This is a genomic window from Exiguobacterium sp. s35, from assembly GCF_018617535.1.
GTDB lineage: Bacteria > Bacillota > Bacilli > Exiguobacteriales > Exiguobacteriaceae > Exiguobacterium > Exiguobacterium aestuarii.
This window is the reverse complement of record NZ_JACSKI010000001.1, coordinates 1,163,858-1,180,115: the sequence shown is the minus strand read 5'-3', so window position 1 is coordinate 1,180,115 and position 16,258 is coordinate 1,163,858. Positions and strand designations below refer to the sequence as shown.

The 16,258-nt window shown below is 46.7% G+C and carries 13 protein-coding genes and 1 other annotated feature; of the genes, 8 read left to right on the top strand and 5 right to left on the bottom strand.

The annotated features are described in order from the left end of the window. Position 1: 1 nt before the first annotated feature. Positions 2-631 (bottom strand): GNAT family N-acetyltransferase, encoded by a 630-nt coding sequence (locus KNO75_RS06100; protein WP_214820421.1) that lies wholly within the window; start codon positions 629-631, stop codon positions 2-4. Between the two features lie 155 nt (positions 632-786). Here KNO75_RS06100 and acsA point away from each other — a divergent pair, with 155 nt between their 5' ends. Further along, positions 787-2,493 (top strand): acetate--CoA ligase, encoded by a 1,707-nt coding sequence (gene acsA / locus KNO75_RS06095; protein WP_214820419.1) that lies wholly within the window; start codon positions 787-789, stop codon positions 2,491-2,493. A 43-nt stretch (positions 2,494-2,536) separates the two neighbouring features. Here the strand turns inward: acsA and KNO75_RS06090 are convergent, their stop codons facing one another. Further along, the gene (locus KNO75_RS06090; protein ID WP_214820417.1) at positions 2,537-4,996 is read right to left on the bottom strand and encodes a transglycosylase domain-containing protein; all 2,460 of its coding nucleotides are present in this window, start codon (positions 4,994-4,996) and stop codon (positions 2,537-2,539) included. 168 nt (positions 4,997-5,164) lie between these two features. Continuing rightward, positions 5,165-5,362: a binding site (T-box leader), on the top strand. Positions 5,363-5,410: 48 nt separating this feature from the next. Between KNO75_RS06090 and tyrS the strand changes: the two genes are divergently transcribed. Beyond that, the gene (gene tyrS / locus KNO75_RS06085) at positions 5,411-6,658 is read left to right on the top strand and encodes a tyrosine--tRNA ligase (RefSeq protein WP_214821696.1); all 1,248 of its coding nucleotides are present in this window, start codon (positions 5,411-5,413) and stop codon (positions 6,656-6,658) included. A 96-nt stretch (positions 6,659-6,754) separates the two neighbouring features. After that, entirely contained in the window at positions 6,755-7,381 is a 627-nt protein-coding gene (locus tag KNO75_RS06080; RefSeq protein ID WP_214820408.1) for a GTP pyrophosphokinase, read from the top strand. A gap of 34 nt (positions 7,382-7,415) precedes the next feature. Here KNO75_RS06080 and rpsD read toward each other — a convergent pair whose 3' ends face one another. Beyond that, positions 7,416-8,015 (bottom strand): 30S ribosomal protein S4, encoded by a 600-nt coding sequence (rpsD, locus tag KNO75_RS06075; RefSeq protein ID WP_074033444.1) that lies wholly within the window; start codon positions 8,013-8,015, stop codon positions 7,416-7,418. Positions 8,016-8,237: 222 nt separating this feature from the next. Then, complete coding sequence (locus KNO75_RS06070) at positions 8,238-8,720, bottom strand: GAF domain-containing protein (protein WP_214693271.1); 483 nt, start codon at positions 8,718-8,720, stop codon at positions 8,238-8,240. 235 nt (positions 8,721-8,955) lie between these two features. Here KNO75_RS06070 and ezrA point away from each other — a divergent pair, with 235 nt between their 5' ends. Both ezrA and KNO75_RS06060 read left to right on the top strand, forming a co-directional pair. Beyond that, entirely contained in the window at positions 8,956-10,686 is a 1,731-nt protein-coding gene (gene ezrA, locus KNO75_RS06065) for a septation ring formation regulator EzrA (protein WP_214693268.1), read from the top strand. A gap of 74 nt (positions 10,687-10,760) precedes the next feature. Continuing rightward, entirely contained in the window at positions 10,761-12,332 is a 1,572-nt protein-coding gene (locus tag KNO75_RS06060; protein WP_214820406.1) for an amidohydrolase, read from the top strand. Between the two features lie 53 nt (positions 12,333-12,385). On the opposite strand, the gene KNO75_RS06055 is transcribed toward KNO75_RS06060, so the two are convergent. Then, positions 12,386-13,204 carry an NAD kinase gene (locus KNO75_RS06055; RefSeq protein ID WP_214694006.1) on the bottom strand — a complete coding sequence of 273 codons (819 nt, stop codon included), beginning with the start codon at positions 13,202-13,204 and terminating at the stop codon, positions 12,386-12,388. A gap of 149 nt (positions 13,205-13,353) precedes the next feature. On the opposite strand from KNO75_RS06055, the gene tpx reads away from it, so the two are divergent. The 3 genes from tpx (at position 13,354) to KNO75_RS06040 (ending at position 16,164) form a co-directional block, all read left to right on the top strand. Beyond that, the gene (tpx, locus tag KNO75_RS06050) at positions 13,354-13,842 is read left to right on the top strand and encodes a thiol peroxidase (RefSeq protein WP_214820404.1); all 489 of its coding nucleotides are present in this window, start codon (positions 13,354-13,356) and stop codon (positions 13,840-13,842) included. Positions 13,843-13,939: 97 nt separating this feature from the next. Beyond that, on the top strand, positions 13,940-14,833 hold the full coding sequence (locus KNO75_RS06045; protein WP_214820402.1) for a class I SAM-dependent methyltransferase: 894 nt from the start codon (positions 13,940-13,942) through the stop codon (positions 14,831-14,833). A 119-nt stretch (positions 14,834-14,952) separates the two neighbouring features. Then, positions 14,953-16,164, top strand: a complete 1,212-nt coding sequence (locus tag KNO75_RS06040; RefSeq protein ID WP_214693261.1) for an acetate kinase — start codon at positions 14,953-14,955, stop codon at positions 16,162-16,164. Positions 16,165-16,258 lie beyond the last annotated feature (94 nt).

The following is a 16,258-nucleotide window of genomic DNA, read 5'->3' as shown; positions in this document are numbered from 1 at the left end:
CTTAGTCGTACATAAATCGCCGGCGAAGCCGTAGCGAATCAAAATGGTCGATTGATTCTTGGCGCACGTTTTTGCCGATGCGAGCCATCAAACAGTTGGCAGGGTGAGAGGCGATTTCAGGATCGTCTGTCGGGAAGAAGACAAGTCCACCGTGATTCATCATCTTCTCCATGACTTTTCGATAATCCCAAATCGAGAGTCCGCTGCCTTTCAAATCCCAGTGCCAATAATATTCGGTCGTCAAAATTAAAAAGTCATCCATATGTGGGTCCATCATCGATACTTCGAGTAATTGCTTTCCGATTCGTTGACCACGGAAGCGGGGACTCACCTCGATTGCCCCAAGTTCAAGGATGTATGGGTCGTTTCCTTCACTCCAACGCTCATATGGGTCCGGATAAAGGAATGTCACGTAACCGATCACGAGATCATCCTGTCTGGCGACGATGATTCTTCCTTCTTTCAACCCAGCAATATCGACAAGAGCCTCGTGCTGATCTTCTGGTTCACGAAAAGCCGTCAATCCTTCATCAAGACGATACGTCTGCAGCACGTTGGGCGCAACCGGACCGTCAATCGTGACGTCACCTTGTGAGGTCTGCCACACTTTTGAATGATATTGTTTTTCCATTGGGTCACCACCTTTTCCACCTCTTATTATAGCGCTTTCATGAAGCAGGAATCATCCTGTTTTGATGAAATTGGAAATTCATTGATTTGTCATAATTTTAACACTATACTGAAAGTGGTTATACCAATCTTTACAGGGGAGGCGAATCTTTAGCGATGGAAAAATTGAAAGCGTTAACAGGGGAACATCAATTAGCGTCGTATGAAGAGGCTTGTCAGTCGTTTGAATGGACACAAGCAGAAGCTTTATTTTCTTGGAACTTAACGGGGAAAGTCAATTTGGCATACGAAGCAATCGATCGTCATGCGGAGAGTGAATTAGCGACGAAAGTGGCATTGCTCTATTTCGATGGGGATCGGGAAGAGCGTTACACGTATGCGGATATGAAGCAAGAAAGTAATCGTTCTGGAAATGTTCTGAAGTCGATTGGTGTGGAGAAAGGCGACCGCGTCTTTATCTTTATGCCACGTCAACCAGAACTTTATTTTATTTTACTCGGTGCCATCAAACTCGGAGCAATCGTTGGACCGTTGTTTGAGGCGTTCATGGAACAGGCGGTACACGATCGATTGCTCGACTCTGAAGCAAAAGTGATTGTGACGACGAAAGAACTGTTGCCACGTGTACCGGTCGACCAGTTGCCGCACCTCGAGACGATTCTGCTCGTCGGTGACGATATCGAAGAGTCGGGGAAAGTGCTCGACTATCGGAAATTGGCGAACGGGGCGACGACAGAACTCGAGTTAACATGGGTCGATCGAGAAGACGGTCTGATTTTACACTATACATCAGGATCAACAGGAAAACCAAAAGGGGTCCTTCATGTTCATAATGCCATGATTCAACATATGATGACCGGTAAATGGGTGCTTGACCTTCAGCCGGACGATATTTACTGGTGCACCGCTGACCCGGGCTGGGTAACTGGGACGAGCTACGGGATTTTTGCACCGTTCTTGAACGGGGCGACGAACGTCATCGTTGGGGGCCGATTCAACCCTGAGTTCTGGTATTCGGTCATCGAACGATTCGGTGTGACGGTCTGGTATAGTGCACCGACGGCGTTCCGGATGCTCATGGGCGCGGGCGATGAGGCGTTTGAAAAGTATGACTTGTCGTCATTGCGTCATATTTTATCGGTCGGTGAGCCGTTGAACCCTGAAGTCATTCGCTGGGGACACGAGGCGTTCGACCTCCGAATCCATGACACGTGGTGGATGACAGAAACGGGTGCGATGATGATTTGTAACTATCCGACGATGGACATCAAACCTGGTTCAATGGGGAAACCGGTCCCAGGATGTGAAGCTGCCATTTTGGATGACCGCGGTCAACCACTTCCGCCACACCGAATGGGGAACTTGGCACTCAAGACGCCTTGGCCATCGATGATGCGGAAAATCTGGAAGAACGATGCGAAGTATGAGAGCTATTTCTGGGGAGATTGGTACGTATCGGGCGACTCGGCTTACATGGATGAAGACGGATACTTCTGGTTCCAAGGACGTGTGGATGACGTCATCATGACGGCAGGAGAACGCGTCGGTCCATTTGAAGTCGAAAGCCGACTCGTAGAGCACCCGGCTGTCGCTGAGGCGGGTGTCATCGGAAAACCAGACCCGGTCCGAGGCGAAATCATCAAAGCATTCATTGCGCTTCGGAAAGGCTATGAGCCGTCGGATGAGTTAAAACAAGAAATCCAGCAATTCGTCAAAGAAGGATTAGCTGCGCATGCGGCACCACGTGAAATTGAATTCAAAGACAAGTTGCCGAAAACGCGAAGCGGTAAGATCATGCGTCGTGTCTTGAAAGCTTGGGAGTTGAATCTTGAGACAGGTGACCTCTCCACGATGGAAGATTAAGATATACAAAAAACGGTCGACACGCGATGTGTCGACCGTTTGCTTATGCACCGTCCGAATCGGCATTCTCTTCAGCTGGTGGCTCAGCTTCTTGTTGTGCCTCTTCCTCAGCTTTCTTCTTCGCTTCTTCCTCGGCTTTTTTCTTTGCCTCGGCTTCGGCTTTAGCTCTAGCTTCTTCTTCAGCTTTTTTCTTAGCGGCAGCATCGGCAGCGGCTTCTTGTTTCTTCTCTTCAGCCTCTTCCTTCGCTTCCTCCGCCTCTCGTTTCTTCTCTTCTTCTTCCTTCTTCTTCTCTTCCTCTTCTTTTTCTTTCTCTTCTACTTTCTTCTTCTCAGAGAATGAACCAGAGTCTTTGAAGTCTTTTGCAGTTACGCTAGAAGGTTGTTTGAAGCGGGCATTGACATTGAAAGCATCAGCATTAGCTGCATACGCGAGGTTCATCGTTTCCGACCAAATCCGTTGCGTACGTTGATAGTACCGACCATATCCATTCCCATCTTTCATAGTGGCTAATTGTGTATCATAGCCAGACCATACTGCTAAAGTCACTTCAGGATTCGAACCAATCAAGTATGAATCTTTTTGGTCATTGTTTGTACCTGTCTTACCTATCCAGTCGCCAGGTACATTGAACAATGAGTTTGCATAAGTGGCAGTACCAGATGTGAAGACATCACGAAGCATATCGACGACAAGGTATGATGTGCGATCAGAGTAAATCCGTGTTTTCTTTGGATTTGCCTCATAAATCGTCTCACCTTGATAATCAATACGTTCGACGAGATAAGGGTCTACATGTTCCCCATAGTTAGCTAACATCGCATATGCAGAGGCTAACTTAATTGGTGTGACTTCACCTACACCTAGTGCCATCGATGAAGCATTGCGGTTAACTTCCGAAACAGGGATGCCCATGTCGATCAATTTTTTAGTGTCCGCGTATTTTTGATTGTGTTCTTCATAAATCTTAACAGCTGGTACGTTTAAAGAAAGTTTTAACGCTTCGCGTACTGTGACAGGTCCTCGGAAATTTCCTCCCTCATTGGAGACCGATTTTTTATCTTGACCAGGACCAGTGAATTTGTAGAAATATTCTTCATCTACCACAACTGTAGCTGGAGTAATAAGACCAGCTTCAATAGCGTTCGGATAGACTAGAATTGGTTTTGCAGTGGAAGCGATTTGTCGGTTTGCGTAAAATGCTCTGTTCAAATCATCCGGCTTACCATTTACATAACGACCACCCACAAATCCAAGAACTTTTCCGGTTTTGTTCTCAATCATGATGGAAGACGTTTGTTCAGGATATGTTTTGTCATTTTCCTCAACGTACTGATTTGGTCCGAAGTTCCCTGCATTTTTGGCAGGTTGTTGCATCGCTTCATGAATCTTTTTATCAAGTGTCAGGTGAATATTAAATCCGCCCTGCCGCAACATGTTGTGAGCACGTTTTGCGTAGCTAGATTCAATTTCTTTCAGTTCTTTTGGTTCAAGGTCGTTCACATTGATTCCATCTTGTTTAATCAAATAGTCTGTGACGATTTGTCGTGTTTGAAGCTCGGCTTCATCAATAACGTACGGATACTTATCCCGTGGTTTCGACTGCGTCTTCATGAAGTCTTGCGTAATGTCATAGTTATACGCTGCGTCATACTCTTCTTGTGTAATCTTCCCAGCGACATACATCCGGTTCAAGACGGTCTTCATTCGGTTGACCGCACCTGACACATCTTCTTTAATGACCCCACCTTGATAGTAAGGTGTATAGAAGAATGGGTTTTTCGGAATACCTGCTAAAAATGCTGCTTGTGGAAGCGTTAATTTCTCGGCAGATGTATTGAATACGCCGTTTGCAGCGGCTTCGATTCCTGAAATGTTACGTCCCATCGAGTTACGACCGAATGAGACGACGTTTAGGTAGGCATTTAAAATCTCATCCTTATCCATCGCTTTTTCAAGACGAAGTGCAAGTAAAATTTCTTTTGCTTTCCGTTCGAACGAGACTTCGTTCGTCAGCATTTGGTTTTTAATTAATTGTTGCGTCAAGGTCGAACCACCTGTGCGATCCTCTGACCCTGTCGCTTCTTGTAAGATGGCGCGAAGCGTCGCTTTTGGCACGACACCATCATGTTCATAAAACTCGACATCCTCAGTCGCGAGAAGCGCATCGACCACATATGGTGATACTTTTTCTACGGGAATCGGAATTCGAACTTCATCGGTCGTATAGTTCCCGATGCGTTCTCCGCTCCCAAAATAAATATTTGACGTCGACGTGTACGTATTGATTTGTGACGTCATGGTCTTATAGGCAGGGGTCGGCATATCTTTGACAAGGGATGCGAAATATCCGACACCGATTCCGGCACCTAAAAACCCGATTAGTACAACAGAAATGATGGTGAGGAGTAGGACGTTCCAGGACACATCATAGATCACATTGGCATAACGACGTGCTTTCATGGACGTCGGATTATTCCATAAGTCTCGAATCTTCTGCAGCATGACAGCCTCCTTAATATGGTGTAAAACTATTTTAGACAGTAATATATTCGATTATAGCACAATTCAACCTACACCTTACCTTGAAACCGAAGTCTCATGCAAGTTTCGATATGGGAGTTGACAAGTCGAAAACGATGCTTATAAAATGAATAGCATAGTCAACGATATCATGACGCGATGAAGAAAGCGAAGTAGTCGGTGGGCCTCTTGTCCAGAAAGCTAGTGGTTGCTGTGAACTAGCCAATGCCAAACGATGAATTACACTTTCAGAGCGTGCCTTTAGGCCGGTTCGAGACCGTTATCTCTCGCTCAAGCGGTCGCAAATTGCGACAAGTAGGGTGGTACCGCGGAATCTCCGTCCCTTCTCATATGAGAAGGGGCGTTTTTTTTATGTCAATTGAAGGAGTGGAACAGATGGAACTATTAAAAGACTTAGAGTTTCGAGGGCTTGTCAACCAAATGACAGATGAAGAAGGATTGAAAGAACAACTGAAACAACCAACGACGTTGTACACGGGATTTGACCCGACAGCTGACTCGCTTCATATCGGGCACTTGCTCCCGATTTTGACGCTAAAACGTTTCCAACAAGCAGGCCATCAGGTCATCGCGCTCGTCGGTGGGGCGACAGGTATGATCGGAGACCCGTCAGGTCGTTCGGATGAACGTTCACTGAACACGTTAGATACGGTTAAACTTTTCTCGGATCGCATCAAAGATCAGTTGAGCCGATTCCTTCCACTTGAAGGGGAAAACCCGATCACGATTCGCAACAACTACGAATGGACGGAAGAGATGTCAATCATCGACTTCCTTCGCGACATCGGGAAGCACTTCCCAATCAGTTACATGCTTGCGAAAGATTCTGTCGATTCACGCATGGAGAACGGGATTTCGTACACAGAATTCTCATACATGTTGCTCCAATCCTACGACTTCTTGAAGCTATACGAGACAGAGAAATGTCGTCTTCAAGTCGGTGGAAGTGACCAATGGGGGAACATCACGGCAGGTCTTGAATTGATTCGTCGCTTCGGGCACTCAGAAAAAGCGTTCGGTCTCACGGTTCCGCTCGTCACAAAGTCGGACGGACAGAAGTTCGGGAAGACAGCGGGCGGTGCGGTTTGGTTAGACGCAGATAAGACGTCGCCATACGAGTTCTACCAGTTCTGGATCAACGTTGACGATGCAGATGTCATCAAGTTCATCAAATACTTCACGTTCATGTCGCATGAAGAGATTGAAGCACTTGCGACTGAAGTGGCAGAAGCACCTGAGAAGCGTATGGCGCAGCGCCGTCTCGCAGAAGAGATGACGAAGCTCGTCCATGGTGAAGCAGGACTTGAACAAGCGGAACGTATCACGAAAGCATTCTTTAGCGGAGATTTGACGTCGCTTCAACCAGAAGACATGGAAGATGCTTTCAAAGGAATGCCACAATTCGAGCTTGACGGTGAGCGCAACATCGTCGACCTCCTCGTCGAGGCGAAGATCTCACCATCAAAACGTCAGGCACGTGAAGATGTGACGAACGGAGCGATTTACTTGAACGGCGGACGCGAACAAGCGCTTGATAAAGTCGTCACGCGCGAAGACACACTCGGTGAATTCACAATCATTCGTCGCGGTAAGAAAAAATATTTCGTGATTCGTCACGTATAATCATCACGTCCGTTCCTCATTTGTTGAGGAATGGACGTTTTTTATACATTCTATGTTATTCGGATTTGATAAAATGAGGAGATAGGAGGGATGACGATGGAAATTGAAGAATTTTTCGGCGACCAGTTCCATCAATGGCGCGAACACTTTCGATATTATGAAATGGCGATCACGGAGCTCGAGAGCGATCTCGGGATCATTGACTTGGATTGGCAGACGCGACTCGGTTATTCACCGATTGAACACGTAAAGACGAGAATGAAGACGTTACCGTCCATCGTGCGCAAAATGAAGCGGAAAGACTTACCTCTAGAGGTGTCTGCACTTTGGGAACACGTCCATGATGTGGCGGGGATTCGGATTGTCACGAGCTTCCGTGATGACATCTATGAGATTTTGCGTCATTTAGAGGCACGGGATGATTTGGACATCATCGAAATCAAAGATTACATCGAACATCCGAAGCCGAGCGGGTATCGGAGTTTACATCTCATCGTGAAGACAAAGGTCTATTTGGCCGAGCGGATCATCTGGGTACCGGCTGAAATTCAAATTCGTACGCTTGCCATGGATTTTTGGGCGGCGACGGAACATAAACTTCAATATAAATATCAGCACGAGGTACCGGAGTCGTCGAAAGAAGAACTCATTGAAGCGTCACGGATGGCCGATGCCCTCGATACGCAGATGGGACACATTCGACAAGAAATTCTGAAGAAATAAAAAATCCCCTTCGCAAAGAAGGGGATTAAAAGCATTAACGTGAGTAGTACTCGACGATGAGTTGCTCTTTGATTTGGTCGTTGAGTTCAGCGCGTTCTGGGAGACGTACGAATGTACCTTCGAGTTTCTCAGCGTCAAACGATACGAAGTCTTTTGTAGCTGGTGCTACTTCAAGAGCTTCAGCGATTGCTTTCACGTTTTTCGACTTTTCGCGAACTGCGATAACTTGACCTGGTTTTACGCGGTAAGACGCGATGTCTACGCGTGATCCGTCAACTGTGATGTGACCGTGGTTGACGAGTTGGCGTGCTCCACGACGTGTGCGAGCGAGGCCGAAACGGTAAACGAGGTTGTCAAGGCGTGATTCGAGCAAGAACATGAAGTTCTCACCGTGGATGCCTGGCATTTTACCAGCATCGTTGAAGATGCGGCGGAATTGCTTCTCGTTCACTCCGTACATGTGACGAAGTGCTTGCTTCGCTTGAAGCTGAAGACCGTATTCTGAGATTTTCTTACGACCATTTCCGTGTTGACCTGGTGCGTAAGGACGTTTTACTAATTCTTTACCCGTTTCGCTAAGCGAGATGCCTAAGCGACGCGAGAGTTTCCAAGCTGGACCTGTGTAACGAGCCATGATTGGACTCCTCCTTGTTGTTCATGTATTTTGCACAAAAGAACAACGGTGTCAAAGACGAGTAACGCCCCTTTCAAGGTGCAAGCACCTTCACTTGATAGCGAAGCTACGAGATGCCCCTCCGACTAAGTCGAGGCCCGAAAGGTGGATACGTTTGTCTATGACTGCTATCGTCATTTCATGCACAAAGATGAGTATACGATGAAAGTAAATGCTTGTCAATCAAATAAAGCGAAGTAGCGTCTCACAAAAACGTTCGAGTCCAACACGATCGACTTCGGAGAAACGATCGAATTCTGGACTGTCGATATCGAGGACGCCAATTGTCTTCCCGTCTCGTACGAGTGGTACAACGATTTCAGAGTTCGAAGCCGCATCGCACGCAATATGTCCTGGGAATTGATGAACGTCAGCGACAAGCTGCGTTTCCTGTGTAGACGCCGCTGTTCCACAAACACCTTTTCCGAATGCGATATGCACACAAGCTGGAAGACCTTGGAAAGGGCCGAGAATGAGACTATCCTCAGAGTCTGTCACATAAAAGCCGACCCAGTTGATTCGATCTAAAAATTGGTTTAGTAAAGCACTTGCGTTAGCAAGGTTGGCGACAGCATTTGTTTCACCTTCTAATAGAGCGGCGAGTTGTTTATTTAATAAATCGTAACCGGCAGCTAAATCACCTGAATAGGATGTTGTTTGGAACATATTGAATCCCCTCCATCTTTCTTGTTTTTAGAATTTAGCATTATGGTACACGCTAATTTCGGATTTGTCTTGCTAGAAAGTTCAGAAAAAATGAACAATCTCCACTGAAACCATTGGAAAACCTATGCAAATCATTGGTTCTATAATATGATTAGGTATATCTATTCTTATAAAATACTTCTTTTTTATATAAGGTACATAAGTCCACGAAAGCGGCTTGGAGGTTGTGACAAAGATGGATTACGGAATTTATGGGTTAATCATTGGAATCATCGTCGTCGTATTAGGCGGCATGTTGGGGAGTATGCTCATTCGAAGGAATTTTTACCAAAAAATCGATGACTTGGATATGAGGAAACAGAGTGTGCTCAGCGCGAGCATCCCGGTTGAACTTCAGAAGTTCAAGCAATGGCCAATGGAAGGGGAAACGAAAGAAAAGTTCGATCGTTGGCATCAATCTTGGGATGAGTTGGTCAGTGTGCATGCAGGTCAAATCGATGAAGCGCTATACCGAGCCGAGGAAGACTTGGACAAATATCGCTTTATGAAAGTGAAGGCGGACTTGAATGCGACAGAACAACTCATCGAAGAACTCGAGACGATGGTACACGCCATGCTCGATGAGATGGATGAGTTCACGACACACCACACTTCGCTCATGGACATCGTGAAGCAAGACGAGAAAGAATTGTATCAGTTCCGCAAAACATTGAATTCACAAAATCATGCGTTCGGGCCGACGTATGCGCTTGTCGAGCAAGAGATTGCCGCCGCTGAGGCGAAACGCAGTGAAATGATCAACTTGAAACAAGTCGGTCAAGTCTCTGAGGCGTTCGAGACTGGACAAGCCTTATCGAACCAAGTCGGTCATATCCGTGAATTGATTCGAATCATCCCGCAATTCGTACGTACGGTCCAAGTGGAGTTGAAACAACAACTTCAACAGTTACGGGCTGGACATAAAGAAATGCAAATGGACGGGTATGCGCTCGAACCGCTCGGATTAATGGAAGAAATCGATCAAGCGGAAGAACGTCGTGAGGAACTGATGGCTCGCATCGAAAGATTGGAATTTGATCATTTCGAAGAGGACATGCAACAGTTGAGTTCCGATATCGACCAGCTGTTTGAGGCGTTCCGAACAGAAGTCGATGCACGCCAATATGTGAAGAAGGAATTTGCGACGATTCAGGAACGTGAACGTCAGTCTTCCGAAATCATGGGCAACCTGCAAACAGAAATGTCTCGACTCGTCAGTAATTATGAGATCAACGCTCGTGTCGGCGAGGAGTTTGAACAGTTAGAACGCGAACGGACGACGCTCACGGCGAATGTACTTGATATCGAGCAAGCGCTCGTCGCCCAAATGTTGCCGTATAGCATGATTAAATCGAAAGTCCAAGAAGCGAAACGTTCGCTCGATCAATTCAATGCCATGCATGAGCGATTCATCGAGGACACGAATTCGTTACGTAAGGAAGAACTTGAAGTACGCCATAAGCTCGAAACGTGGAAGAAAGAATTGTCTGCGCACCGCCGCCTTCTGGCGAAAAGCGCGATGCCTGTCGTCCCGAACGATTTATCCAACGACTTACGTCAACTTCAAAAAGGCGTCCAGTCTCTAGATGAACAGTTCGATAAAGCGCCATTTAATATGACCTATATCGTCGGACTCAGTCATGATGTAGAAGAAATGATGGATCACTTCCGCGACCGTGTCCATGCGCTGATTCGTCAAGTGACGTATGCTGAACAGTTGTTACAATACGCCAACCGATTCCGTCGTCGTGACAACGAAGTGCACATCGCTTTGACACTCGCAGAAAACAAGTTTTTGCACGGTGAGTATGGTACTGCCGTTGAAATCGGTGAGCGTGTGCTCGGCCGCTTCGAAGAAGATGGTGCGCATGAGATTCGTCGACGTGTCGATCAAGGGTTAGAACAGCAAGAACTGCTAAAAAAATAAACGATGCATGAAGATTGACGGAAACGGGAAAAACGTAGACGTCAATCTTTTTTCAATCAAGGAGGAATCGTCAGATGGGTACGTTATGGGTTAATGGAAACATCTATACGTTGAATAAACCGGGTGAAATGATGCGGGCCATGTTCGTGGAGCATGGACGAATCTTAAAAATGGGCGAAGAGGGTCATCTCCGTCGTACATACGCCGGTCGGATTGAAGAGATTGTGAACTTAGAAGGAAAGAGTGTCTATCCTGCCTTCACAGACTCGCACATTCACCTTGTTGGTTACGGGGAAGCGCTAGACCGTGTCGATGCAAGCGAGGCGACCAACCTTCGAGAATTACTTGAGACGATGAAACAACAAGGGTCAGATGATGAATGGGTGGTCGCAGAAGGATTTGATGATCGATTACTCGGTGAAATGCCGACGCGAGACATGATTGATGAAGTCATTTCGGATCGTCCCGTCGTCTTGAAGCGTGTCTGCCGTCATGTGGCGGTCGTGAACTCGAAAGGACTCGAGCGCCTCGGCCTGATTCATCACACGGTGATCGAAGGCGGGAAACTCGGCCGGGACGAGGAAGGAAAGTTGAACGGTGTCCTGTATGATGCCGCGCTCGACCTCTTATATAAAGAATTGAGTGGCAATCGAAAGAAAAATGCTGCCTCACTCCGACGTGCCATCGATTCGTTGTTCGCACACGGGATTGTTGGTGCCCACACCGAGGACTTGTTTTATCATGGTGACCCGTTAGAGACGATTCAAGCGTATGAGGACGTGCTAGATGAATTACCGTTCCAAGCGCATCTTCTCGTTCATGAACAAGTGGTGGACCGTGTCATTCAACATGATGCGATGACAAAACGAAAACGGTTTGACTTTGGGGCGATGAAACTGTTCGTAGACGGCTCGTTCGGGGGGCGGACAGCACTACTCTCAGCACCGTACGCCGATGACCTGGCTCAGCGAGGTATCGAAGTGCACCGGCCGGATCATCTAGAGGCGCTCGTTAAAAAGGCACGTACGTACGGGATGAACGTGGCGGCTCACGTGATTGGGGATGCGGCCGTCGAACAGTTTGTCAGTCTGCTTGAGAAATATCCAGCTAAAAAAGGAACGCGAGACCGCATTATCCACGCTTCCTTGTTGAACGATTCCTTAATCAAGCGTATCAAATCCCTGCCTGTTCTGATTGATGCGCAACCGGTCTTCCTTTCTGACGACTTAGATATGTTATTTGAACGGTTAGGGAATGACCGCGTTCATGATGTGTATCGCTTCAAGTCACTTCTTGATACGGGAGCGTTGTTGCTTGGGGGAAGTGATGCCCCGATCTCATCCGTCGATGTTCGGAAAGGGTTGTTCGGAGCGGTAGCGAGACAGTCGTTTAAAGGTTCGGGCACGTTAAATCCGAGTGAACGTTTATCGATGTATGAGGCACTTCGTAGCTTTACGTATTCACCTCATGTCGCCACGGGTACACACGGAAGAAACGGGTTGTTGATTCAAAGTTACAACGCAAACTTCACCGTGTGGGACGAGGACTTCTTCCAATTACAAGGGGAGGAGATTCTTCACAATCGTTTAGTCATGACGGTTGTCGAAGGAAAACCGGTATATGAGGCGGAAGTCGTCACATCGTAAATAAAAGAGGAGCCAATTGATCCCAATTAGGGTCAACCGGCTCCTCTTCTTGATTAGAAGAATGAACGTTGTACTTTATGCCAGAACGAGTTCGTGCGAAGTTTGACAGTCTTGATGACTTTATCAGAAAGTTCGATATCAATCCGATCAGTGTACTTCAAGCTGAGTGCTTCGTTATCCATACCGATGATCGGGTAATCGTTTCCGTCCTCGACGATGCGAAGCGATAACTTGCGCGATTCGTGGACGATAAACGATGAGCCGAGGGTACGATAACGGTTGTTGTTGACCGAAGCGATCTCGCTGACTTGCATACATGGGATGAGTGGGTCGACGACCGCGCCGCTCAACGATTTGTTATAAGCAGTCGAACCGGTTGGAGTCGACACGACCATTCCGTCCCCACGGAATGTCTCAAAGTGCAAGTCGTCGATATAAACCTCGATCGCGAGTGATTTGATGATACTCGATTTAATAGAAGCTTCATTTAAGCAAAGAAGCGGTGTTGATTCGTTGATTGATGCAGAGAGAAGTGGATATTTGCGTACTTCGAGACCTTCTTCGATTCGCGTCGAGTTGTCTGAGAAGAGACGGTCGACTTCATCGAGTTTATGTATGTCAAAGTCACAATAAAACTCGTTCAATCCGCGTCCGAATCCGACGTAGATAGCATCCTGACGAAAACCTGTATAGCGAACAGCCTGTAAAAAGGCGCCGTCCCCACCAACCGCAGCGATAATATTCGCATCTTCCGGTTGATTGACGATGTTGAACCCGTGTTTTTCCCCGATTTCTTTTAGCTTTTTCACTTCTTTAGTGAATTCGTTGACGTTACGATGGTACAAATAGACGTTATTTCTCATCTGAGTCATCCCCTTTGTCAATGGTGTCCCTCTTATTATAACGTGTTTCCTTCAACCAATATAGGGAAAACTGAAACAGAGCCAAAAGCAGGAAGTTTGTCAAAGGCTCAATTTCATCGATATGATGAGAAAGTAACTACAACAAAGGGGATGAGTTCATGCCAACATTTAAAGGGAACAACGTGACATTACAAGGAAATCCAGTGAAAGTGGGAGACCAAGCTCCTGACTTCCGAGTGTTGACGACAGCTTTAGAAGAAGTGACATTAGGAAGTTATCCGGGGAAAAAATTAATCAGTGTCATTCCTTCAATTGATACAGGCGTATGTGACGCACAAACGCGTGAATTCAATGAAAAAGCATCATCACTTGGCGGAACGGTCTTGACTGTGTCGAACGACCTCCCATTCGCACAACGTCGTTGGTGCTCGGCTTCAGGTCTAGACAACGTGGTCACACTCTCTGATCACCGTGATCTATCATTTGCGAAAGCGTACGGCGTATTAATTGAAGAAATGCGTCTTCTCGCTCGTTCTGTGTTCGTCGTCGATTCAAACGGTGTCGTCCAGTACGTTCAATATATGGATGAAATGACGGACGAAGTCGATTTCGAAGCCGCGCTCAAAGCATTCGAACAAGCGAATTGATTCGTTTGGCGAAATTGATTAAAATAGCTTACACTAGTACGTGAACCGACCGGTCCTCTTATGGGGGGCCGGTTTTGTATGGAAAGGATGAACGAAAATGGAACGTTTTGAACAACTGTATCGTGATTGGAAGAAAGAAGCGAAAAAACTTGTCAACGACCTTGATGTATTACCGATTGAGGCACTCGTGCAAGTGTTTGACCATGTCGACATCGAAAATGAGAAGATGGATGATGTGCGGAAAGCCGTCAGTCTACTCGTGCTTGAAGAAACGACGCAACTACCACCGAACAACCAACCGACTCCGGATGCGGTCAGTTTGTTCATCGGCTACTTGGCAACGAAGCTACTCAAAGATGGCGCGACGATTCTCGATCTTGGGAGCGGAACAGGCACGTTGACACACGCTGTCCTCTCGCAATTGAAAGAAGCGACGGCACAAGCGGTTGAAGTCGATGAATTGTTGCTTCGTCTCTCTTATTCGATCAGCAATTTATTAGGAGAGCCGGTTTCATACTTCCATCAAGACGCGCTCGCCCCCTTGTTTGTCGAACCGAGCGACCTGTCACTTGCGGATTTGCCGATCGGTTACTACCCAAATGATGAAGTCGCGGCCGAATACGACATGAAACGTAATGAAGGACATGCCTATTCTCATTTCTTGATGATGGAACAGGCGATCCGTCATACGAAACCGGGTGGACACGGATTGTTCGTCATTCCGAACAATTTGTTTGAACAGGATGATGAAGGGAAATTAAAACAATGGATGGACCGTGAAGCGGTTGTCAAAGGTGTGATCCAACTTCCGACGACGATGTTCAAAGATGAACGCTATGCGAAAAGTTTGTTGCTTCTACAAAAAGTAGGGGAAGGCGTCACACGCCCGAAACAAGCCTTATTCGTTGAGCTTCCGTCGTTCACAGACGTTCGAGCTGTTGCCAATGTAGTGAAACAGATTGATGATTGGTTCAAAACAACGCAAAAATAATAGACAAAATACTTGAAAAAGGTATTCAAAATCAAGTATCTTCATTATGATACAGTTATCAGTTTTAAATTGAACAGATAAAGAAACGCGTTTAAAACGAAAGGTAAGAGGTGTATGACATGACGAAAATTATGGCAGTCAATGCTGGTAGTTCATCGCTCAAGTTCCAGTTACTCGAGATGCCAACGGAAGAGTTGCTCGCAGTTGGATTGGTTGAGCGTGTAGGGAAAGAAGATGCAATTTTTACAATCAAGTACGGTGAAGGACAGAAGTTCAACGTGGTCACACCACTTCACACGCACAAAGAAGCGGTTGAATTGACGTTAGAGAAACTGATCGAACTTGATATCATTCAATCGTTCGATGAGATTTCTGGCGTAGGTCACCGTGTGTTACACGGGAAAGAGTTGTATGCGGATTCGGTTGTTATCGATGACGAAGTCATGAAGAACATCGAGTCTTTCACAGAGCTCGGACCACTTCACATCCCACCAAACTTGACTGGGATTCGTGCTTTCCAAGCAATTCTGCCAAACGTTCCACAAGTTGCGGTATTCGACACGGCATTCCACCAATCGATGCCAGAAGAGAACTTCTTGTACAGTCTTCCGTATGAATACTATACAGAGCACGGCGTTCGTAAATATGGTTTCCACGGGACTAGCCACAAGTATGTGACACAGCGTGCAGCAGAACTTCTCGGTCGTCCGCTCGAAGACTTACGTTTAATCTCATGTCACCTCGGTAGCGGTGCGTCAATCGCAGCCGTTGCAGGTGGTCGCTCGATTGATACAACAATGGGCTTCACACCGCTTGAAGGAATTACGATGGGAACTCGCTCAGGTTCGCTTGACCCAGCTCTCATTCCATTCTTGATGCAAAAAACAGGTAAGTCTGCTGAAGACGTCTTGAACGTCATGAACAAAGAGTCAGGTGTTTACGGTCTCTCTGGTATTTCAAGTGACTTACGTGACATCGAGCAAGCGGCTGCAGAAGGAAACCACCGTGCAGAAGTATCACTCAAAATCTTCTCAAACCGTATTCACGGTTACATCGGTCAATATGCCGCTGAAATGAATGGTGTCGACGCCATCATCTTCACGGCAGGTGTCGGTGAAAACTCGGATGTCATCCGTGAGCGTATCCTTCGTGGTCTCGAATTCATGGGCGTCTACTGGGATCCTTCACTTAACAACGGTGCACGAGGCAAAGAGTTGTTCATCAACTACCCACATTCACCAGTTAAGGTCATCATCATCCCAACGAACGAAGAATTGGTCATCGCACGTGACACGGTTCGCATTGCAAACCTCGTTGAAGAGCACGCATAAGATCACTCAACCCCACGTTACCTCGCGTAACGTGGGGTTTTTTTGAGCCTTTTTTCCTAACGTGCTAGAGGATGAATAGGACAAATGAATTTTC